General features: G+C 58.7%; 18 protein-coding genes and 1 tRNA gene. 9 read left to right on the forward strand and 10 right to left on the reverse strand.

The window, feature by feature from the left end; translation table 11 throughout:
• Nucleotides 1–111 precede the first annotated feature (111 nt).
• From WCA10_RS00855 to WCA10_RS00875, 5 genes are all read left to right on the forward strand, one after another.
• Nucleotides 112–1,449, forward strand: a complete 1,338-nt coding sequence (locus WCA10_RS00855; RefSeq protein WP_472820586.1) for a Gfo/Idh/MocA family protein — start codon at nt 112–114, stop codon at nt 1,447–1,449.
• Nucleotides 1,450–1,474: 25 nt separating this feature from the next.
• Nucleotides 1,475–2,338 (forward strand): sugar phosphate isomerase/epimerase family protein, encoded by an 864-nt coding sequence (locus tag WCA10_RS00860; protein WP_472820587.1) that lies wholly within the window; start codon nt 1,475–1,477, stop codon nt 2,336–2,338.
• Nucleotides 2,339–2,400: 62 nt separating this feature from the next.
• The gene (locus WCA10_RS00865; protein ID WP_472820588.1) at nt 2,401–2,715 is read left to right on the forward strand and encodes a hypothetical protein; all 315 of its coding nucleotides are present in this window, start codon (nt 2,401–2,403) and stop codon (nt 2,713–2,715) included.
• Between the two features lie 44 nt (nt 2,716–2,759).
• Nucleotides 2,760–2,836 (forward strand) — tRNA-Arg (locus WCA10_RS00870).
• 70 nt (nt 2,837–2,906) lie between these two features.
• Complete coding sequence (locus WCA10_RS00875) at nt 2,907–3,737, forward strand: hypothetical protein (RefSeq protein ID WP_472820589.1); 831 nt, start codon at nt 2,907–2,909, stop codon at nt 3,735–3,737.
• Between the two features lie 171 nt (nt 3,738–3,908).
• On the opposite strand, the gene WCA10_RS00880 is transcribed toward WCA10_RS00875, so the two are convergent.
• From WCA10_RS00880 to WCA10_RS00905, 6 genes are all read right to left on the reverse strand, one after another.
• Nucleotides 3,909–5,390 carry an RNB domain-containing ribonuclease gene (locus WCA10_RS00880; protein WP_472820590.1) on the reverse strand — a complete coding sequence of 494 codons (1,482 nt, stop codon included), beginning with the start codon at nt 5,388–5,390 and terminating at the stop codon, nt 3,909–3,911.
• Nucleotides 5,391–5,506: 116 nt separating this feature from the next.
• Complete coding sequence (locus WCA10_RS00885; protein ID WP_472820591.1) at nt 5,507–6,937, reverse strand: cytochrome c3 family protein; 1,431 nt, start codon at nt 6,935–6,937, stop codon at nt 5,507–5,509.
• A gap of 132 nt (nt 6,938–7,069) precedes the next feature.
• Nucleotides 7,070–7,381 (reverse strand): c-type cytochrome, encoded by a 312-nt coding sequence (locus WCA10_RS00890; RefSeq protein WP_472820592.1) that lies wholly within the window; start codon nt 7,379–7,381, stop codon nt 7,070–7,072.
• Between the two features lie 221 nt (nt 7,382–7,602).
• The gene (locus WCA10_RS00895; protein WP_472820593.1) at nt 7,603–7,926 is read right to left on the reverse strand and encodes a c-type cytochrome; all 324 of its coding nucleotides are present in this window, start codon (nt 7,924–7,926) and stop codon (nt 7,603–7,605) included.
• Nucleotides 7,927–8,097: 171 nt separating this feature from the next.
• Nucleotides 8,098–10,491: a hypothetical protein gene (locus WCA10_RS00900; RefSeq protein ID WP_472820594.1), complete on the reverse strand. Its 2,394-nt coding sequence runs from the start codon at nt 10,489–10,491 to the stop codon at nt 8,098–8,100.
• 14 nt (nt 10,492–10,505) lie between these two features.
• Nucleotides 10,506–11,474, reverse strand: coding sequence for a DmsE family decaheme c-type cytochrome (locus WCA10_RS00905; RefSeq protein ID WP_472820595.1), 969 nt, complete (start codon nt 11,472–11,474; stop codon nt 10,506–10,508).
• A 616-nt stretch (nt 11,475–12,090) separates the two neighbouring features.
• Between WCA10_RS00905 and WCA10_RS00910 the strand changes: the two genes are divergently transcribed.
• Both WCA10_RS00910 and WCA10_RS00915 read left to right on the forward strand, forming a co-directional pair.
• Nucleotides 12,091–12,852, forward strand: coding sequence for a Crp/Fnr family transcriptional regulator (locus WCA10_RS00910; protein ID WP_472820596.1), 762 nt, complete (start codon nt 12,091–12,093; stop codon nt 12,850–12,852).
• 98 nt (nt 12,853–12,950) lie between these two features.
• On the forward strand, nt 12,951–13,517 hold the full coding sequence (locus WCA10_RS00915; RefSeq protein WP_472820597.1) for a nuclear transport factor 2 family protein: 567 nt from the start codon (nt 12,951–12,953) through the stop codon (nt 13,515–13,517).
• A 13-nt stretch (nt 13,518–13,530) separates the two neighbouring features.
• Here WCA10_RS00915 and mnmG read toward each other — a convergent pair whose 3' ends face one another.
• The gene (mnmG, locus tag WCA10_RS00920; protein ID WP_472820598.1) at nt 13,531–15,636 is read right to left on the reverse strand and encodes a tRNA uridine-5-carboxymethylaminomethyl(34) synthesis enzyme MnmG; all 2,106 of its coding nucleotides are present in this window, start codon (nt 15,634–15,636) and stop codon (nt 13,531–13,533) included.
• Between the two features lie 147 nt (nt 15,637–15,783).
• On the opposite strand from mnmG, the gene WCA10_RS00925 reads away from it, so the two are divergent.
• Nucleotides 15,784–16,887 carry a DnaJ domain-containing protein gene (locus WCA10_RS00925; RefSeq protein WP_472820599.1) on the forward strand — a complete coding sequence of 368 codons (1,104 nt, stop codon included), beginning with the start codon at nt 15,784–15,786 and terminating at the stop codon, nt 16,885–16,887.
• A 100-nt stretch (nt 16,888–16,987) separates the two neighbouring features.
• On the forward strand, nt 16,988–17,314 hold the full coding sequence (locus WCA10_RS00930) for a hypothetical protein (RefSeq protein WP_472820600.1): 327 nt from the start codon (nt 16,988–16,990) through the stop codon (nt 17,312–17,314).
• A gap of 64 nt (nt 17,315–17,378) precedes the next feature.
• On the opposite strand, the gene WCA10_RS00935 is transcribed toward WCA10_RS00930, so the two are convergent.
• The 3 genes from WCA10_RS00935 to WCA10_RS00945 all read right to left on the reverse strand — a co-directional run bounded on the left by WCA10_RS00935 (nt 17,379) and on the right by WCA10_RS00945 (nt 19,954).
• Nucleotides 17,379–18,155 (reverse strand): DUF3108 domain-containing protein, encoded by a 777-nt coding sequence (locus WCA10_RS00935; protein ID WP_472820601.1) that lies wholly within the window; start codon nt 18,153–18,155, stop codon nt 17,379–17,381.
• Between the two features lie 99 nt (nt 18,156–18,254).
• Nucleotides 18,255–18,884: a methyltransferase family protein gene (locus tag WCA10_RS00940; RefSeq protein WP_472820602.1), complete on the reverse strand. Its 630-nt coding sequence runs from the start codon at nt 18,882–18,884 to the stop codon at nt 18,255–18,257.
• Nucleotides 18,881–19,954 (reverse strand): glycosyltransferase family 9 protein, encoded by a 1,074-nt coding sequence (locus WCA10_RS00945; RefSeq protein WP_472820603.1) that lies wholly within the window; start codon nt 19,952–19,954, stop codon nt 18,881–18,883. The genes WCA10_RS00940 and WCA10_RS00945 overlap by 4 nt, the downstream gene beginning before the upstream one ends.
• Between the last annotated feature and the right edge of the window lie 9 nt (nt 19,955–19,963).

The raw sequence follows: 19,963 nt of genomic DNA on the forward strand, positions 1-19,963 counted from the left end.
TTCCTTCCGACTTAAGCATCCTATGCCATTCATGCGCTCGAGGCCTACGTGGGTGGACATGGCTGCGTCCGGCAGGCGAGAATTGCGGTCGCAAGGGAAAGGCATCTTGACATGGGACCAATTTCACGCAGGGATTTTGTGCGTCTTGGCGCGGGCGCGATGGCGGCGGGCGCCGCGGCTAAATCGATTGCGCTGGAGCCGGAGGTTTTAGCGGCGCAGACCGCGCAGACGGAACGAAAGATCCGCTTTGTTTCGATCGGCACGGGGATTCGCGGATGCGACCTGCTGCGCTCAGCGCGCAAGGTATCGAGCGGAGTTTGCGTAGGGACCGCGGATTTATATGACATGCATCGCAAGGCCGGCGTTGAGGCGTGGGGCGCTGACGTTCCCACAACGCGGGATTATCGCGAATTGCTGGATCGCAAGGATGTGGATGCGGTGATTGTTGCTGTCGCGGATTTTCAGCATCGGCGCGTGGTGCTGGACTGCGTGGCGGCGGGCAAGGATGTGTACTGCGAGAAGCCGATGTCGCATAACGTGGCTGATGGGCTTGCGATGGTAAAGGCGGTGCAGGAGGGCAAACGGATTTTCCAGGCGGGCAGCCAGCGTGTGAGCAATACAGCCGTCAAGAAGGCCGCGGAGATTTACAAGTCGGGGCGGCTGGGAGAGGTGACGTCGATTGAAGCTTACACGGATCGCAATTCTCCTTCCGGCGCCTGGGTCTATCCGATTGCACCGGATGCGAGTCCGGAGACGATTGACTGGAAGACGTGGCTGCGCGATGCACCTGACCAGCCGTTCGATGCGGCGCGGTTTTTCCGCTGGCGCTGCTTTGCGGACTACGGCGAAGGGGTGGCGGGAGATTTGTTTGTGCACTTGCTGTCGGGAATGCAGTGCGTGACAGGGATCAACGCGATTCCGGAGCGCGCGTATTCCACGGGAAACCTGACTCACTTCAAGGACGGACGCGATTTCCCTGATTTGCTGGAGACGCTCTACGACTATCCCGGCGTAAGGGTCAATATGCATTGCAACCAGAACAACGCGGCGGGCGACATCACCATCTTTTACGGTAAGGAGGCCACGATGACGATCAATGGAAATACGCTTACGGTGGCTCCGCAGGACACACGGCCGCAGCCGGAGGGCTATTCGCTAAACGGGTGGACGGCCGAAGCGAAGCAGAAATACCTGGAAGAATGGCACGCGGCGCATCCTCAGCCGCCTGCGGCCTTGCCGCTGACGGAGACATTCTCAGCACAGCAGGGATACGATGACACAGCAGATCATATTGCCAACTTCTTTCATGCGGTGGAGACGCGCGAGCACGTTGTGGAAGACGAAGTCTTCGGCAACAATGCGGCGATTGCGTGCCACATGGCCAACCACTCCTATTTCAATAAGAACGTGGCCAAGTGGGACGCGGCCTCACAATCGATCAAGGGATGACCAAGGCCTTGCGGAGAACAAGTGAATGAATAGATATTCTCGCCGCAGTTTTTTGAAGGCTTCAAGCGCAGTGGCGGCTGCGGCATGTGTTGGAGGGGGCTATTTGATGGCTGAGCGGCTCAAGCAGCCGATCGGGTTGCAACTGTATTCGGTACGCAACCTGCTGCCCAAGAACTTTGAGGGCACGCTGCAGCAGCTGGGCGCAGCGGGATACAAGGAAGTGGAGGCGGCTGGATACTTCGACAAGACGGCGGCCGATTTTGGAAATGCCCTGCAGAAGGCGGGACTGAAGTGCATCAGTACGCACCACCAGCTCACCCAGTTGAAAACACAATTCAACCAGCTGATTGAATACGGGCAGGCGCTAGGGCTCGAATACATCATTTGTTCGTGGGCAGGCGTGCATCGCGACCCCACGCGCACCGGCGATCTCGACCTCGACGACTGGCGGTACGTGGCTGACCAGTTCAACGAGATTGGACGGAAGGTCCAGGCTGCCGGGATGACGTTCGGGTATCACAACCACACCATTGAATTCGGCAAAGAGAACGGGATTGTGTACTTTGATGAGCTTCTGAAACGCACTGACCCCCGGTACGTGGTTTTCGAGATGGACTGCGGATGGGTAGTCGCAGGCGGCCACAATCCGGTTGAGTATCTGAGCAAGTTTCCGGAGCGGTTTCCGATGCTGCACGTGAAGGACTTGATCAAAGGCGCGGATGGGAAGTGGCGCAACGTGGTGATGGGGAAAGGCACGATCGATTACAAGCCGATCTTCCGGGCTGCAACGGGGTTGAAGCACTACTTTATCGAGCAGGAAGAATTCGAAGGCGACCCGATGACGGAGCTGCGCGAGGATGCCGATTTCATGAAGAAGCTGGAATTCTAGATTCGCGCGCTGGGCGCGGTCCGAGATCGAGGTGGGTGAGGCGCTTCGGGTAGGCTTGATCCATGGATGTTTTTGATGAGAAGCGCGCGGAGCTGGAAAAGCACGAGTTCATGATGGGCGTAGAGCGGGGCAGGCTGGCGGTGGCCCTGGACCTTCTGACCGATTCGCTGATCATGGTGGGCCAGCATGGAGTGTACTGTGCGTCGAGCCGGAATCCATCGAAGCCGGCGCTGGATTTGCAGGCGGTGCTGAGCGGGATGGAAGGGGCGAAGGCGCTGATCCAGTCGGTGATGGACGAGCTGCGAAGAAGCAGGGACCAAGGGAATAGGGACATAGGGACAAAGGGACCTAGCGACCAAGGGACCGCGAGTATCTGACCTCCGGAGGGCTCTACTCTCGAAGTACGATAGACTGGTAGAGCGCGCCCGTAGCTCAGCTGGATAGAGCGAACGCCTCCGGAGCGTTAGGTCGGGAGTTCGAATCTCTCCGGGCGCACCATTTCCCTCCGCACTGTTCCCGAAATCATTTTGAACTGGTCCGGACCTGAAGCCGGGCCCCTAAGGATTGCATGCATTTCGATTATCACTTCACGGCTGTTTCGGTTATGTGGACGCTGACGTTTGCGTCGCTTCTGGTTTTGCTGGTGGTGCTGATGGGGCGCGACCGCGTAAGGCGCTTCCCATGGTTTACGGCGTCAATTGTGCTGGTCGCACTGCGGCTGCTGACGAACCGGCTTTTGCATGACAAGTTGCCGCAAATGACGATGGCAACCATTGCGATTTCGCTGGCGGACCTTTCAGTGCTGGTGAACCTGGCGGTGCTGGTGGAGATGGCGCGACGCGCTTTCAAAAAAGCCGGCGCACTCGCCTGGGCCGTATGGACGCTGGGGTTGCTCGGTCTGGGCGGCGTGGTGCTGTGGAAGTGGGGACCGTGGCCGGCGTGGAAGGCAATCGCTTTCGATACGACAATCGCAAGGCTCCAGTTCATGCAACTGATCGCCGTGAAGACGGGGTTGCTGGTCGATGTGCTTTCGATTGCTCTTGGGCTGCTGGTGGTGGCGTTGGGACGCAGGTACGGGGCGGGCTGGCACAGCCATGTGCAGCGCATCATGATCGGCCTGTCGACGGCGTCGATCGCGCAAATGGGAGCACAGGGGATTTGGGAGATCATCGCCCGGCACACAACGCCGCATTCGCAGGCGGAATACGAGCGGGTGTTGGGACTCCAGGAGAAGCTGTTGAATACGAATAGCGCGGTCTACGTGATTGTGCTGATCTGGTGGATCGTTTGCCTTTGGATCGATGAGCCGGGGACCGCGGCACTGGAGAGTGGCAGCTCAGAGGCGCCGGTGCGTGAATATCTTGATGCGAACGAGACTGCGGAAGGTCCCGACAGTTAGAGCGGGTCGACGAGAACCGAAGGGCTTGCCGCAGGGGCTAAAGTGTCACTCATTTTGCGGTTCTTGCGGCACGCGACCCCCTACGTGGGTTCCCCGAGTCGTGCCCTGTTACAAAACGAGTGCGCAAGCTTGCTTTTTTCCGTAGCCTGTTAGGAATTGCTATGCAGTGACTTACATGGCGAAGTCGATGTAGCCGCGTTGCGGGTCGGTGTTGACCAGCTTGACGTCGAGCTTATCGCCAACGTCGAGGCCTTTCGCGCCCGGCTTGCCGGCATTCACAAGCATTCCTTCAACGTGCGGATCAATCGCGCGCACGAAGGTTCCCGACTGATTCACGCCGGTGACGATGGCGTGAAAGGTCTGGCCGATGCGCGGGTGGAGGACCACGGCGGCGATGCGCTTTTGCATATCGCGCTCCACCTTGCGGGCGGCGTCCTCCATTTGCGTGCAGCGCAGTGCGATGGCGTTGAGATCTCCCTCGGAATAGGGCTGCGCGGCTTTGGCGACGTGGGCCTTGATGAGGCGCTGGGTCACAACGTCGGGAAAGCGGCGGTTGGGCGCGGTGGAGTGCGTGTAATCCTGCACGGCGAGGCCGAAGTGACCGGGTGACACCTCGCCCGGCTTGACGAGCACATATTCGCCGGGACCCATGAGCTTGACGACCGTCAGCGAGAGGTCGGAAAAGTGGTCGGGATCCTTCTGTTTTTGCACGAGGAGGAAATCGTTGAGCGCTTTGGAATCCGGCTGTTCGGGAAGCTTGGTGCCAAGTCCATTGGCGACTTCAACAATGCGATCCCAGCGCTTGGGAGTACGAACGATGCGGCGGATGGAGGCGACGCCGGCATCTTCAAACGTGCGCGCGATGACGCCGTTGGCTGCAACCATGAATTCCTCAATGAGGGATGTGGCACGATTCTTTTCGAGCTTGGTGATGCCGACAGGCTGATCATCGGCTGACATGATCGGATGCGTCTCGATGGTTTCAAGATCGAGGGCTCCGTGCTGGAATCGGCAGCCGACAAGAACTTGCGCGGCCTTGTCCTGGAGCTTGAGTTGGGCGGCGAGATCGGCGTTGGCTGCGACCTTGGCGGGCGCCGGGCCACGGGCCTCAAGCCACGCGCCGATGCTGTTATACGCCAGTTGAGCACGATTGCGAACCAACGCGCGATAGGCTTTGCCTCCAGAAGCGCAACCGCTGGGATCGACGGCGAATTCGACGACCATGGCGACACGATCTTCGTTCTCGTTGAGCGACGTGATGCCCTCGGAAAGATCGGCGGGGAGCATGGGGAAGACTTTTACGCCGGTGTAGACAGAAGTGGTCTCAGACTGGGCGTGTTTATCAAGCAGAGTTCCTTGGGGTACGCGCACGTCAACATCCGCCACACCGATCAGCACGCGGATGCGGCCGTCGGGCAGTTGTTCGGCCCACTCGATCTGGTCGAGGTCTTTGGAGGTGTCGTTGTCGATGGAAGACCAGAGGAGGCTACGAAGATCCTGGGCGCCCGGAGCGGAAGGCAACGCGGGCTGCGCTTTAATGGCGGCAAGTTCAGTATCGGTTCCAGCGGGGAAGTCGGGCTGAAACCCTCGTTGGATCATTTCGGCATGAGCTGCAGCGACCAGATTGAAATGCAGAGCTTTGGTGGAGTGCATCGTGAATTGGGCCCTCAGGAGTGAAGAGCCAGCCTATCACGGGCAGATGTGAGGTGTGCAAAAACACCGCGGGGCGGCTTACGCCGCCCAGCTCCCCAACTGGTGCACAACACTCTTTATTGAATGCCGAGATCGGAGAGGACTTTAGGCTTGGCCTCGTCAACCGCAAGGAGGTTGTGGCAGGCAGAGCAGTCCTGTGTGATCGACTTGCTCCCGTCCTTTGATACGTGATCGCCATCGTGGCAGCGGAAGCAGCCGGGATAGCTCATGTGCCCGATATGATTCGGGTGAGTGCCCCAGGTGACCTTCATGTCGGGAAAGACGTTGGTGGTGAAGACGTAGACCAGGCCTTCGCCCGCAGATTTGACGAGATCAGGGTGGGCGGCCAGCACATCAGGGTGCGCGTCGCGATAGAACTGAGTGAGCTGCGCGGGAATCTTGACACGTGCTTCGGCTTCAGTGGCGTAGCTGGCCTTCAGCAGTTCGAGTCCCTCTTTGTGGACCCAGGGCAACTCGGGGTTGATGGCGCCTTCGGCCATGGCGCGGTTGAGTGCATCTTCCGCGGTCTGCATGGTGTGGGCTGCGCGATTGTGGCAGTCGATGCAGTCCATCACGCGGCGCTCGCCCTGTGGAATCGCACCCTTGAGCGTCGATGCGGCAAAGGCAGTTTTCGAACCGTCAGGATAAGTGCGCTCGACCCACGGGATCGTCGTGCGGGTGGGATCGGTAGCGATGTACTCAATGCGGCCGAGGTGAACTCCGTGAATGCCCGTGAGGTGGGAGAAGGAATCTACTCCGCCGAGGTGGAGAACGACCACGCTCTGTGTTTCAGTATTTTTTTCGTCGTCGGCAAAGCTTGATTTAACGAGGAGCTTTTCGCCGACGAACCGTGCCGGGGTATGGCAGCCTTCGCAGATTTCGCGGGCCGGGCGCAGATTGCGGACGGGCGAAGGGATCGGTTTGGGATACCGGTTAAAAGCAACCTCGACAAGTTGCTTGGTGCCGTTCACCTTCGCTTCAAAATAGGATTGTGCGCCGGAACCGATGTGGCACTCGACGCAGGCCACATGAGAGTGCGCGGAGACTTTGTAGGCCGTGTACTCGGGGTGCATGACATGGCAGGACGCACCGCAGAACTGCGGAGAATCCATGTAAGCTGCACCGCGATAGCTGGCCATGGAGACAACCAGCAGGTTGACGATGGTCGCGACCAGCACGATATCGAGGCCATGCCGGAACATGCGGTCGTTGAGATCGATCTTGGGAAATTCAGCGGGAATCTGACCCGCCTGCTGTAGCTTTCTGCGGCGGATGAACACGCCGATCGGGATGAGCAACAGCCCGAGTACGAATAGCGCGGGCAGGATAAGGAAGAAGATGATTCCAAGGTAAGGGTTATCATTCGGCCGGCCGAATAACTCCACCAGCCAGTAGCCGATCATGGTGACACCGGCGGCGCTGGTGATGGCGCCGCCGGCCAGGCTGATTGGATTGTTGCCGAAGAACAGCGCCGGCCGCACCCAGTTCTCGCGGAATCGCTGCAACATTATTTTGTCTCCCCCAGACAAGAAATGACCCGCTTCAACCACCCCGAACAACCCCAGCGACGAAGACCTGTCGCCGGGGACCCCGAAATTACGACCGGGATCTAGCCGCCTGAAGCGGGCCGGATGCTTAGCCTATTTCAAGGTGCGGAAGTAGTCGACGGCGTCCTTGATCTGCGCGTCGGTGAGTTTGGGAGACATCGCCTTCATCTTTCCTTTGCCGCTCTTGACAGCATCAATCTGTTCCTTCTCTGTCGTCTTGTACTCTGCAGCCGGCTTGACGCCCATCATCTTGGCGATGCCTGGGCTCGGTGTTCCGGAGCTGCCGTGGCAGCTTTGGCAATTTGCCTTGTAGACTGCTTCACCCGCTGATTGAGCGAAGCCCATGGAGCCGGCCATACACACTGTTGCCGCCAGCACCGCCATCGATCGAATTGTCTTCGTCATTGCAAGACTCCTTCAAAAATGCATTATGGCCAGATGGTAGGGGGCCATGCCCATTCAGCTTACTTCTTTAAACACTGAACACAACAATAAGTAGCTGGCTCATGTGATGCCGTTCGAGGGGCTTTCTGACTGAAATCCGGCGCATTCTCATTATTTATGAGGATGCGCCGGAACTGCATTCAACTGCAAACAAACAACGGACTACGAACAAACGACTTCAATTACTTTGCGAACGTGCGGAAATATCCGACTGCATCCTTGATTTGCGCGTCGGTCAACTTGTCCTTGTAGGCCTGCATCTTGCCCATGCCGTTGTGGACTGCATCGACCATCTGCACTTCGCTCATCTTCTTTACATCCGGATCGGTGGCGGGCTTCACTTTCATCGCCTTGCCTGCACCGGAATCCGCGAGGCCCTTTTCTCCATGACACATCTGGCACTTTGCCTTGTACGTCGCTTCGCCGGCAGATTGCGCGAAGCCCACGGTGCCGGCAAGGAGCAGAACCAGAATTGCCGTCACACCATTGCGAGTCAACTTACTCATGTCTAGCTCTCCCAGAGATCTCCCCTTGTAACTGCGCGGGGAAGATCGCCGACGAAGGGACATCGTTCAAAGCAGCCGCGGTACTTCGATGCCGCGAAGATTCGCAACTGCGACGTTCATTCATTGATGGGTGGACCGGTGCAGCTCTACGGAGTCCAGTCCATCCACTACTCAGAATGCGTACTTCACACCCAGAGTTACAACGTCACCATGAAAGGTACGCGCAGCCGGACCAGGACCGCCGGCTTCGTCGTATCCATGATGAACCCAGTTACCGTGCCACGCCCATTGTGGCGCAATGTTGATTAGCAAATCGCTGAAGGGCGACAGGACCTTGGACTGCAGTGCGCCGGGGACCATCAGCGGGTTAAGAAATTCGGCAGTGCCGTTGGTATGAGTAACACGAGCGCCACCGTTAAGACGGAAGTACTTCGACGGAGCCCAGCTGATGGCGCCGGAGAAGAAGTTGACCGGAGCGTCATAACGGCCGTTTCCGAGATAAAGCTGTGTTGAAGCCGACTGCGTGGGCAGAGTGCCTCCAGGATTGTCGGCAGTCTGCAGGCAGGTTCCCGCGGATCCCTGCGCGCCGGACGGCAGAGGATAGGCCGCTGTCGGCACATAGATGTAGCAGAGATCCGTTTGAGAGGAGACATCGTCATGAGCGTAGTTCATGTCGAAGCTGAACTTCTCACTGGGGATGATCTGAGTTGCGAAGCTCAGGTCATGGCTGTGCTCAAAGTGATTCACCAGGGGATCGCGGTTTTTGCCTTCGAAATCGTTGGCCGTCACGGCAAAGTTAATCCACTTTGCGGGTTTCACGCTGGCTCGCGCCCTGACGTGGTAGACCTTGTCGGGCGCCTCGCGGGTGTAGGTATTGCTCGGCGTGGCGCCATTGGCGGATTTCCAATTCAGCGTGTCCAAATTGACGTTGAACCGGAAGATCGGCGACGGTGTAGCCACGAGACCAAGCAGCATGCCGTTCTGATGCCAGGTAAGGTCGTCGCCCGGATCCACGATGTTGCGCGTATCGAAGCGCCATCCAGCGGAGAACTTCACCTCGGGAATCACCGTCGCCGTGCCGAGAATCGTATTACCGATAATCTTCTGGTTCAGGAAATAGTTGTTCGGCGTGGTCGAGGTGGAATCGACGAGACTGCTGAGCGGTGTGTTGACGTTTAGATTCGCGGTGGGGATCGGCGGAGGCGTACCGCTGTCGGCCCAGGTTTCATTTACAAGGATGTTGTTGCCTTCGAGCCGGAAGTCGCGATACGAGAAGGCATCGGAAACCGCGAAGTACTTGCTGAGTTCCGCTTCGACACCGAAGTCTCCATTGAGGCTGTCGCGCTTGTTGTGCGCGAGCCGGCCGTTCCCCATACCGCCGGTGCTGATCTCCTGGCGAAGGAAGGTGCGGGTTAGCAGGCCGTTGAACGTTTCATTGAAGTTGCTGACGTTCATGACGCCGCCAACATAGGTGAGACGGCCGTTGAACGCCACCTTGTCCCAATAGTGCGAACTGAAGCGGAACTGTTCCGTTGGGAATGTTGTGCGCGTCGGTGAGACCGCGCTTTGCACAAGCGTCTGGCTACAGTACGGATTGACAATTCCGTTCACGACTTCAGCGGTCTTGTTGGCGCCCGTACCGCAGGTTGTGCCGGCCAGCGTATCAACGCCGAGTGACGCGGGTGTTCCGTTGGCGAGCGTGAACGGTGTGGGCGCAATCTGGAAGGTTGTATCGCCGCGGTAAAGCGCAAAGAACTGGTCGTAGCTCAACGTGGTGCGTTTGGCCAACTTGAAGTCGACGCCACCGGTATAGGTATCGAGTGCGTTGCGGAACCACTGCGAGAGTTGGACGTCTCCGCCGTTATGGATGGTGGAGAAGGTGGGCCCCTCGTTGGTGTTGTGGTTGTAGCCGATGCGGAAGCTTACTCTCGAAATCGGGAACAGCGTAAACAACGCGTCGCTGTTGTGGCGCACAGTGTTGAACAGGTGCAGGGAATCCGGCTCGGAAATCAAGGCCGGGCTGGCTGCAGTCGCCGTGGACAAGAGCGAGTTTGCCAATAGGTTGTAATCAAAATAATTGCGATCGCGCCGGAAGCTGCCGGTGAAGTCGTAGAGCTTTCCCTTCGACATCTTCAGGAAAGAGACGTCATTGGGTTCGCCGCCGTAGCCGAAGCTGGCCGTTGAAAGAGTATCGAAGAACGGTGTCTTCGAGGGGTTCATGGTGCGGAGTTCGAGCGACTGGTTCAGGATGCGCATCCCTGTCCCCTCGTTCACCATGGTGGCCCACATCGCGCGACTGCCGTCTTTCTGGGTGATGACGCCGCCCAGTTCGACACTGGAGTGCATGCTGTAGTTGCCGAGCATTTTCTGTTTCGGCTCAGCTGCGGGTTTCTTTTCGGCTGCCGGCTTAGCGGTTTCAGGTTGCGTTGCCTGGGGCTGCTGCCCGAAGCCGCTGATTGCGGAAATGGCCAGCATGGCCACTGCGGTAAGGGTGCACCACCGGGATATTGTGAACCCGGCCGGCGACCCAACCAGACTGTATGCGTGTGTTGTCTGCTTTGTCATCGCTCGCCCCTTACTCAGTTGGAATTGAAGAACACCGGACTCACGTTGGAACCGTGAATGCTGGTATGGCAAATGGTGCAGGATTGGTATTGCGCCGCCTGGTTATGTGCCGGTCCGGAAGGCTGAGCGGTGGTGAAGTTCGGCGACGGTGAGTGGCACTGCAGGCAGATCGTGTTCACGTTGGCACGATTGAGAAGGCGCGGATTCGGTCCGCCGTGCGGGAAGTGACAGGCAGTGCAGCCTTCGGTTCTGACCACATCGTGCTCGTAGACAAACGGGCCCGCTGTTTCGGAGTGGCACTTGGTGCAGACGGCATCCATTTGGGACGAGGAGCGGAGGTTCTTCTTATCGAATGTGCCATGCGGATCGTGGCAGTCGGAGCACTTCAACAGGCCTTCTTCCACCTTGTGATGAAAGGGCATGTTGAACTGCGCCTTGGTATCGGTGTGGCACTGGAAGCAAAGCTTGGGTTCTGCGACCTTGAGCAACTGCTCCTTGTCTTCGCCGTGGTGAATACTGTGGCAGCTTACACAGCTCACATTGTTCTGGCCGTGGGCAGTGCGCTCGAAGTTGGCGTGCTGGCCCTGGTGGCAGCTAAGGCACTTTGCGTCGACTTCCTTGGCGGTCGCCTTGGCGGGATTGAAGATCTTCGTGATGTCGCCGCCGCCATCGACGTGCGCTTTGCCCGGTCCGTGGCAGCCTTCGCACGTCACTCCGGTCTTGCCGTGCATTTCCGCGAGCTTGGAGTGCGGATTCGAGCTGAATCCCTTGGCGACTTCATCGTGGCAGGTTGCGCAGGTCTCCTGACCTACGTAGTCTCCCGGAGCGGCTGCGGCTTGACTTGATTTCGCACCGGCCGGGTTGACACCCTTTGCTGGAGCAGCGAATGCGCAGGCGGAGAAGAAAACCACCACGAGCAAAAGCAACAACGAGACGAGCGGTTTGGGGAGAATTCCCTGAGCCGGAATCGGTTGCGTTCGCATATTTGGCCCTTCCTTATGCATAGAAATCCACATTGATGAGCTCCGGTCGCAGATTTCGACTCGACGTTCGCGATTCTCTCGTACTGCCCTTCTAACAGGTTGAGCAGTTTTGAACGGTTTGGAGGGAAAGTTGCATTATGTGTGGAGCACCACCTTATGTGCGCAATCGTACAGTGGGTCGTAGACAGATACGGTGACATCCATCACATTGCGTCATCACAATTAAACGGATTGAGAATGAATCTTGATTGAGGGATGGTTTACGCGAATCCACTTTCGAATCAGGATAGGTGGTTCTTCCTAATAAGTGTTTATTTTCTATTAATTTGCGGACGGATGCCTGGCCTCGTTACGGCTGCAGGGCACCGGACTTGAAGGCTCCCTGCGGGACGGCTTTGAAACCGACTTGAAGACAGGGAGCTTGCGTTCCGTCACACATTCGACTTTCTCGTCGTTCAGGGAAAACCGAGCAAGATTCTCCCCACGGGAATGTCCCGGAAAAAACGGCGAAGCCGAATGGGATTCAGGGTTCGTTTTCAGTTGGCACACCACCGATTGGGCGCGGTCACGTGAGCCCCATCACATCCACAGAGAGGCGCAAATAGGCAGACTGATCGTGGACAATATTATGGCCGAGTACGAAGTCATCGCGGGCCCGCAAAGACGGCAGAGGAGCCTCTCCCGCCCGTCGCCCGTCGGTTGCGCGGCATGTTCCAATCGTCGTCCTGGCTGGTTTTGTTCGCTGGGAAGCGCCGTTCTTGCGGATTTGGAACTTGTAACCAGCACCATCAGCCTGCCTGCCGAGGCTACCCTTTTCACACAGGGTGAAGATGCGCGCTGCCTTTACCTGATTTGCAGCGGATATCTGAAACTCACCGCGGGCCGCGCCCAGGATCGGCAGATGATTGTGCGCGTAGCAGGCCCTGGGTCGATGCTCGGTCTGTATGCAGCTCTGTCGCACGGAGTGTATGAGGTTTCAGCCGAATCGCTGACCCCGGCACAGCTTCGTCCAATCGAGCGGGAACGATTTCTGACATTTCTGCGCAATCACAAGGAAGCGCAGATGCGCGCGGTCCAGTGCATTTGCCAGGAATATCGCTTTGCCTTGCAGGACGCGTGCCGCATTTCTCTGGCAGAGACTGTTGCGGGCAGGCTTGGCCGGTTGCTTCTGGAACTTGCGCACCAGATCGGCGAGCATGTGAATGGCGGGTTCCGCTTCCCGCTGCTCCTGACGCACGAGGAAATGGCATCCATGGCTTGCACGACGCGTGAGACCGTCACCCGGACACTGGGCCAATTCCGCAAGGACGGAACGATTTCGATCGAGGACTCGGTGATCACGCTTCATCAGCCGGACCGGCTGCAAAACCTGATCTAAGTTGAGATTCGGCCACTTTGCCTGCGCGTTTGCGGCTTCCGCCAAGCCCTGTCTGAAGTCCAAGAGATATCATCGTGTTTGGGAGTATTGGCACGGATATGACTCGTATTGCTGTTTGTTTTTCTGTAGTTCTTCTCTCCTGCACTGCGGTGGCACAGGTTCCGGCTCCTACCCCTCCGCCCGTCCAGATGCCCATAACGACAACCTCATCTCCGGAGATCAAGCAGTTTCAGAAGATAGAGGATTCCTGGGACGATGCCATTAACCGGCGCGATCAATATGGCCTGGAGTTAGTGCTTTCCCCGTTGTTTCTTGACGTTGCGGCGTCGGGGGACATTTCAACCCGGAACCAGCAAGTAGCCTACCTACTTGGTACCGGGGACAAGACGCTTCACCTTGAACAGAAGGTGGTGACGGTTCGGATGCTGGGCGATATCGCCGTGGCAAATGGAACCTATGTCCTGCACCATCGTGGCTCTTCCGGCCAGGTGGATGAAAAGGGCGTGTTCACGCACGTGTTTGAGCGCGCGCACAGCGGTTGGCTCTGCATCAATTCGCAGCGGACGGTACTCCGCGAGGACGGCGGCAAGAGCAAAAAGCAGTCCAGTGCGGAATTTCCGTTCCACATTCCGATCTTCGGTAAGAGCGAAAAGAAGGACCAGTAAGAGCCGGAAGCCTTTATCCGAACTTTGCAGCCGGCGGCTTCGCCGAGAGTGCTCCGCCGGATCCCTGCCCTCGCCCCGCACCCTGCACGCGGATGGAAACGTGAACGAGTGAAAGCGCAGCCGGAGTGACGCCGGGAATGCGGCTGGCCTGGCCGATGGTGATGGGCCGGACGCGCTCGAGCGTTTCGCGCATTTCGCGGGATAGGCCGCTGATGACGCTGTAGTCGATCCAAGCGGGGATGGAAACGGACTCCGCGGCCTTCAGTTTGTCGATGGCCTTGCGTTGCTGATCGAGGTATCCGGCGAACTTGATTTCGGTCTCGACGGCGCGGGCTTCGTTGTGCAATTGCGCCCGACGCACCGCGGAATCTTCGTCGACGTGGGCGAGTTCAGCAAGCAGCGGGTCCGTTGCGAGGCTTTCGCGCAAAGCTGCGAGGGCAGGCTGAATCCCGACCTCTGGACGCTTGAGAAGCTGCGCCCAGGTTTGACCCGCAACGGATGAGAGATCGGCCAATCCCGCCGCGGCCAGCTTTTCGGTGTCGACTTTGCGCGTTGTAAGGAGGGTTTCAAGCGCAGCCATGCGCGCTTGCTTCTGCTCGTATTCGGCCCAGGCGCCGTCGTTGATGAGGCCGAGACGGCGTCCGTGGGGCGTGAGGCGACGGTCTGCGTTGTCGATGCGCAGGTGAAGGCGAAACTCCGCGCGCGACGTGAACATCCGATAGGGTTCGTTGATGCCCTTGGAGATGAGGTCGTCGATGAGGATACCGGTATATCCTTCGGTGCGATCCATGTGAAACGGCGGCTCGCCCTTTAGCCAGAGCGCCGCATTGATGCCGGCCATAATGCCCTGGCAGGCGGCTTCTTCATACCCGCTGGTGCCGTTGATCTGGCCGGCGAGGTAGAGACCCTGCATCGATTTCACGCGGAGGCTGCGGTCCAGCTCGGTAGCGTCGACAGAGTCGTATTCGATGGCATAGCCGGGACGCAGCATCTCCGCCTGATCGAGGCCCGGGATGGAACGGACGATCTGCCACTGCACTTCCATCGGCAGCGAAGTGGACATGCCGTTGACGTAGACTTCGTGGGTGTTGAGGCCTTCAGGTTCGAGGAAGAACTGGTGCTGCGTCTTATCGGGGAATTTGACGATTTTGTCTTCGATGGACGGACAGTAGCGGGGACCGATGCCTTCGATCTGGCCGGAGTACATGGCGGAACGGTGGACATTCTCACGGATCAGGCGCAGCGTCTCCGGCGTGGTGAAGGCGATGTGGCAGCTCACCTGGGGCTGAACGATTTTCCTGGTCCGGAAGCTGAAAGGCGTGGGCTCGGCGTCGCCGGGTTGTTCTTCGAAGGCATCCCAGCGGATGGTGCGTCCGTCGAGGCGAGGCGGGGTTCCGGTCTTCAACCTGCAAGTCCGAAGTCCAAGAGCGCGGAGCGCTTCTCCCAGCAGCACCGAGGCAGGTTCGCCGCTGCGGCCAGCGGGATAGCGCTCTTCGCCGCAGTGGATAAGGCCGTTGAGAAAGGTGCCGGTGGTGATGATGGTGGCGCCGGCAAGGAGGTTGCGACCGTCGCGGAGCTTGAGTCCGAGGACGCGGCGATGGGGGCGTGTTGGACGAGGAATTTCAGGCGGACCGATGATTGAGCTTTCCCCGGTCCCCAAATGCGAGGGACCGGGGGCACCCATCGCGCTTTCTAGTCCCTGATCGCTGATTCCTGTTCCCTGTTCTTCGATGACCAGGTCGACGACTTCGGCCTGGCGGATGTGGAGACCGGGCTGGGATTCAAGCACCTCCCGCATCTTCACGCGGTAGAGCTGTTTGTCGCACTGGGCGCGGGGGCTCCAGACGGCCGGTCCCCGCGAGGTGTTGAGCAGGCGAAACTGGATGCCGACGGCATCGGCTACTTCACCCATGATGCCGCCGAGCGCATCGACCTCGCGCACCAGGTGCCCCTTGGCCACGCCGCCAATCGCCGGATTGCAGCTCATCTGCGCAATCAGGTCGAGATTCATGGTGATTAAAGCGGTCTTCAGGCCCATGCGCGCGGCAGCCATGGCCGCTTCGCAGCCGGCATGCCCGGCGCCCACCACGACCACGTCGTATTGTTCGGTGAAAGCCATCCAATTCTATTTTACGGGTTCGCCGGTATCGCATTCTGCGATTTGAGTGAAGACCGGCAAAGCAGCCCATCGCCAAAACGATCTTCGAATTCTCTATAATGGCGGCATTCCGGGAATTGGGGACTGACGAGGAGTTCGTCGACCTTCATGAGTACCTGCGCGTGCGGTAAACCGGCGGATACGTTTGGCGGCTTCTGTGGCCGCTGTGCGGCGCTGCAGACGCTCGGATTGGAACCATACACCTCCCTGGCGGAAATTGAAGAGGCTTATCGGACCCTTGTAAAGGTGTGGCACCCGGATCGGTTTCAGAGCGATCCGCGGCTCAGGCAAGCTGCGGAAGAAAAGCTGAAGGAGATCAACGCGGCGCACGATTATCTGGCTTTTGGGGCTGCGGTTGAAGAGCCCAGGTTTGTGGCCGAAGAGCGAGAACCCGTCCCGGAACCGGAAGAGCAACCAGCAGAGACCTTCAAAGCGCGCGAACCAATGGATGAGGAGCCCGACGAACTGAAGAGGGTTCTAAAACGCACTCGGAGACGGTCGGGCAAGAAGGTTCTTCCCAGGGTTTTGTTCCTGGCTGGCGGGATCGCAGCGATGGTGTTTCTGTGGATATCGATGGATTTCGTCCTTTCCGCAAATCCAAAGACGCAGCGATCCTGGGAAGAATTCAAAACCGAGATATCGCGAGATGTTCACGCCGGCATCGTGCGCCTGTGGGGAAATGCGACCGATGACCTGCATGGCTCGCAGGCAGAAAATGCGCTGCCTCCGGCTGCGCCAGCACAAAGCAATGAACCAGTACCCGTGCCCAAAGCCACGGTGAAAACCGGAGCGAAAACAAAGGCCGTAGCGCCCGCGAGGGTTGTGTCCGGGGCAAAGCCTTACATCACCCCGGGATTGACGCCGACGGAAGTGTTGGCCGTTCTTGGTAACCCAACGTCCTCGTCTGGAGAAAAGATGTTCTACAACGGGACGGAAATTGATTTCCGGGATGGGCATGTGGCGGGATGGAAGATTGATCCCAAGAATCCGATACGGGTGAAATTGTGGCCCGATCAGGCCCTGGTGCCGGGCCAGCACGCATACGCGATAGGCTCGTCGAAGGGCGACGTGATTGCTTTGCAAGGGACTCCAACCTTCTTCTCAGACAATGAGTTCGGTTACGGCGGGTCTCGCGTGTACTTCAAAGGCGATCATGTTGTGGGCTGGAAAGAGGATCCTGCGTCGGTAGGGTTGCGGGTGGTGGCTCAGTAGATTCCTCAATCCCCTGGTGCGCGGCGGTCGCCGAAAAAACCGCTGCGAAGATGCACAGCAAGCACGACAATTTCATCCAATGCAGAGGAGGAATTGCCGCATGGTCCTGCCGGAGAACTCCCGCGCATCGCGCGAAAGCATTGCAGGTTCGCCCTCGGCTTCAACGGACTCGACAAAGCAACCTGCTCAGACGCCTGAGGAGTTGCAGGAAGAGAGCCGCAAGATTCGCCGCCTGCAGATCATGATGAGCATGGTAATGCAGGTCATCGCGCAGGACTTGACGCTCACCGTGGACGAGGCTTCGGAGATGGTGGCGGACGCGCGCAAGGCCGCGCTGCTGATGTTTCCCGACAAAGAGCTTGCCTTCAACCTGATCTACTGGCCGCGGCTGCAACGGCTGATGCGCGAACGGTTCAGGATGCAGTGAAGAAAGTGAGGAAGTGAAGGAGTGAAGAAGTGAAGAAGTGAAGGAGTCTTCTTCACTGCACTTCTCATTTGTTGTCGTTGCCGACCATGCGGAAGGTGATGGTGCCCCAGAAGAGGCGTGCCCGCATCTGGACGGGGAGATGGCGGTCGTCGTCGGTGTACCAGATCCAGATGTTGCCGCGGTTCTTGACTACGCCAGCATCGGCGGTGGGTTGCACGCGGATGGTTTTGAAGGTTCCCAGCGTCGTCTTGATGAGTTCCCGGCCCTCCACCTTCATGGTGACCGGCACATTATGCATTGCGTCGACGACCGGCAAAACGAAACTGTGGCCGATCTCGAGCGGCTGCGAAGAAGCGTAGAACACTCCGGTAAGCAAATCGGTCATACAGCCTGGGACTGGCAATTCAACGTGCTTCGCCTTCCCGGTCACGAGATTCTTCTCATCGAGAATGGACTTCGATTGGGCGTAGTCCAGCTTGAGGGTGGAGTTGATCTTTCGGCGCCCTTCGACGGTCTGCTTGTCGAACTCGTAGGTGCAGCCCTTGGCGCGGTCGAAGGTCGACTGGAACTGGTCGCTGGCGCGGAAGAGCAGGTTGATTGCACCGATGGTGTCGGCATTGGCAGTCAGTTTTTCGCGATCGCCCACTGCCTCGAAATGGATGACAGCGGTTCCTGCCGAGAAGACGCGCCAGTCCACCATGTAAGTGAGGGTCTGATTCTGGGGGAAGCTGAAACCAGGCCGGGGCGGGGGCAATGGGGGAAGCGGCGTGGCTGCTTGCGGGGGTTGCTGGGCATGCAATACCGATGCACAGGCGAGAGCGCAAAAAATTGTCCTGAACATCGTGCGCTTTCTCACCGGTGAACTTTGCTCCTCAAAGAATTGGACGGAATTGGCGTTGAAACCGGCTGCCAGCGACCCCTGATTGCACCGCAGTGCAGTTTAGTGCGGCACATGTAGGAACAAGCCAAGCACCGGCCGGAGGAAGAGCAGGCAGAGATAAAGCAGGGCAGCTCCTATAGATGCATTGTACTCGCGGTGTCTTAAATAGAGGTCGAGAGAGAACTTGCCCGAAGAAACTTCGGTTTCGCCGCCAGAGAGAAGGGCAGGCGAGATCCGCGGCAAAAGGCGCGGAACCCGTTGGCTATAGGCCGCAAAATCCGCGAAATTGGACCGCAAAAACCGTTCTTCCGAGGCGATTACCGGCACATAAACGATCAAGAACATGGCGGTGAGTATCGCCGCCACGGGCCAACTGAGCAAGGCAACGGCAAATCCAGCAGCGATAAGAATCGAGCCCAGGTAGAGCGGATTGCGCGTGTACGCGTAGGGGCCGGTCTGGGTAAGTTCGCGATTCTTTTTGACATAACCGGAGGCATAGGCGCGGAGCCAGAGACCCGGCAGGACAAGGAGCAAGCTCCAGGCAATTGCCGAGGGACGGGGCTGATGGCGCCAGAGTTCGAAGAGATAGACGGCAGCGGTTAGGAACCCGAGAGGCACGCGAATGCGCCGCGCCACCTTTTCCCACCACTCCGTGGTTTTGCGTCTTGGAGATGATTCGTGCGAGCTCATAGGGCCGCCTCAGAATAGAGCAGTTCCTCGGCAGCCCGCAGGACATCTTCGGGTGTGATGGTGAGCAAGCCGGCTTCAGGAGCGTCGTGGCGGGAGTGATCGCGGCGGCTCTCGGGACTGCGGAGCACCTTGAAGCGTGTGCCATAAGGACCGTTACGGCTTGGATCGGTGGGGCCATAGATGCCGACGACTGGGCGCCCGAGGGCGCAGGCGAGATGAAGCGGACCGGTGTCGCCGGCGATGGCAAGGCTTATGCGGCGCGTGATGGCGATGAGCTGTTCGACGGAACACAGTAGAAGAGAGGCGCCCCCTCCGGTCTTCTGGATGATGGAGTTGGCGAGGGCCAATTCGCCGGGTCCTGCATTGACCAGGACGCGGGTGCCGCGATTCAGTAAGGCTCGCGCGACTTCAGCGTAGCGCTCGGCAGGCCAGCGCTTGGCGCCCCATCCTGCGCCGGGGTTAATGAGGATGGTGGGCTCGCCCGATTGAAGCTGTTCGCACGCCCACGCTTCGGCGTCGGGATCGGCAGGAAGCCAGGGCTGGACAGGGACAAGCGTGTCTGCGGCGACCGACGAGGCCAGCTCAAGATCCTGCTCGATGACGTGGGCGGTGTGCGTGTCAATGTGTTCAGTAAAGAGCCAGCGGGCGATGCCCTCGCGGGGATGAGATTCGCCGATAATGCGTCGGCTCGATGCCATCCGAGCGATTACCGCCGACCGCAGCGCTCCCTGGAGATCGAGAACAGCATCGTACCGCTCATGTTTGAGGGCACGACGAAGCGCACTGATTTCGCGGCGCGTCTTGCCAGAAAAGGGAGTTTTGCGCCACTGCTTTGACGATGCGAAGTGGATGCGATCAACGAGGGGCTGCATGGGATGATCGTTGGCAGTATCGCGGCCCGCACTTTGTTTTGCCGCGAGCAGAGCGCGCCAGGATGGTTCAACCACCCATTCCATGTTCCATTCGGGATGTGCGATGCGCAGCGCCGTGACGGCCGGAAGGGCATGGAGAATGTCGCCCATGGCGCCGAGACGGACCACGAGCAGACGAAACTTGGACTGGGTTTGCAAATTCTGATT

The sequence above is a fragment of the Occallatibacter sp. genome (assembly GCF_049582745.1).
Lineage (GTDB): Bacteria > Acidobacteriota > Terriglobia > Terriglobales > Acidobacteriaceae > Telmatobacter.

Bases quoted from the DNA above. Each gene is read 5' to 3' on its own strand.
- WCA10_RS00855 (WP_472820586.1), top strand. From the start codon at position 112: ATGGGACCAATTTCACGCAGGGATTTTGTGCGTCTTGGCGCGGGCGCG.
- WCA10_RS00860 (WP_472820587.1), top strand. From the start codon at position 1,475: ATGAATAGATATTCTCGCCGCAGTTTTTTGAAGGCTTCAAGCGCAGTG.
- WCA10_RS00865 (WP_472820588.1), top strand. From the start codon at position 2,401: ATGGATGTTTTTGATGAGAAGCGCGCGGAGCTGGAAAAGCACGAGTTC.
- WCA10_RS00875 (WP_472820589.1), top strand. From the start codon at position 2,907: ATGCATTTCGATTATCACTTCACGGCTGTTTCGGTTATGTGGACGCTG.
- WCA10_RS00880 (WP_472820590.1), bottom strand. From the start codon at position 5,390: ATGCACTCCACCAAAGCTCTGCATTTCAATCTGGTCGCTGCAGCTCAT.
- WCA10_RS00885 (WP_472820591.1), bottom strand. From the start codon at position 6,937: ATGTTGCAGCGATTCCGCGAGAACTGGGTGCGGCCGGCGCTGTTCTTC.
- WCA10_RS00890 (WP_472820592.1), bottom strand. From the start codon at position 7,381: ATGACGAAGACAATTCGATCGATGGCGGTGCTGGCGGCAACAGTGTGT.
- WCA10_RS00895 (WP_472820593.1), bottom strand. From the start codon at position 7,926: ATGAGTAAGTTGACTCGCAATGGTGTGACGGCAATTCTGGTTCTGCTC.
- WCA10_RS00900 (WP_472820594.1), bottom strand. From the start codon at position 10,491: ATGACAAAGCAGACAACACACGCATACAGTCTGGTTGGGTCGCCGGCC.
- WCA10_RS00905 (WP_472820595.1), bottom strand. From the start codon at position 11,474: ATGCGAACGCAACCGATTCCGGCTCAGGGAATTCTCCCCAAACCGCTC.
- WCA10_RS00915 (WP_472820597.1), top strand. From the start codon at position 12,951: ATGACTCGTATTGCTGTTTGTTTTTCTGTAGTTCTTCTCTCCTGCACT.
- mnmG (WP_472820598.1), bottom strand. From the start codon at position 15,636: ATGGCTTTCACCGAACAATACGACGTGGTCGTGGTGGGCGCCGGGCAT.
- WCA10_RS00925 (WP_472820599.1), top strand. From the start codon at position 15,784: ATGAGTACCTGCGCGTGCGGTAAACCGGCGGATACGTTTGGCGGCTTC.
- WCA10_RS00930 (WP_472820600.1), top strand. From the start codon at position 16,988: ATGGTCCTGCCGGAGAACTCCCGCGCATCGCGCGAAAGCATTGCAGGT.
- WCA10_RS00935 (WP_472820601.1), bottom strand. From the start codon at position 18,155: ATGTTCAGGACAATTTTTTGCGCTCTCGCCTGTGCATCGGTATTGCAT.
- WCA10_RS00940 (WP_472820602.1), bottom strand. From the start codon at position 18,884: ATGAGCTCGCACGAATCATCTCCAAGACGCAAAACCACGGAGTGGTGG.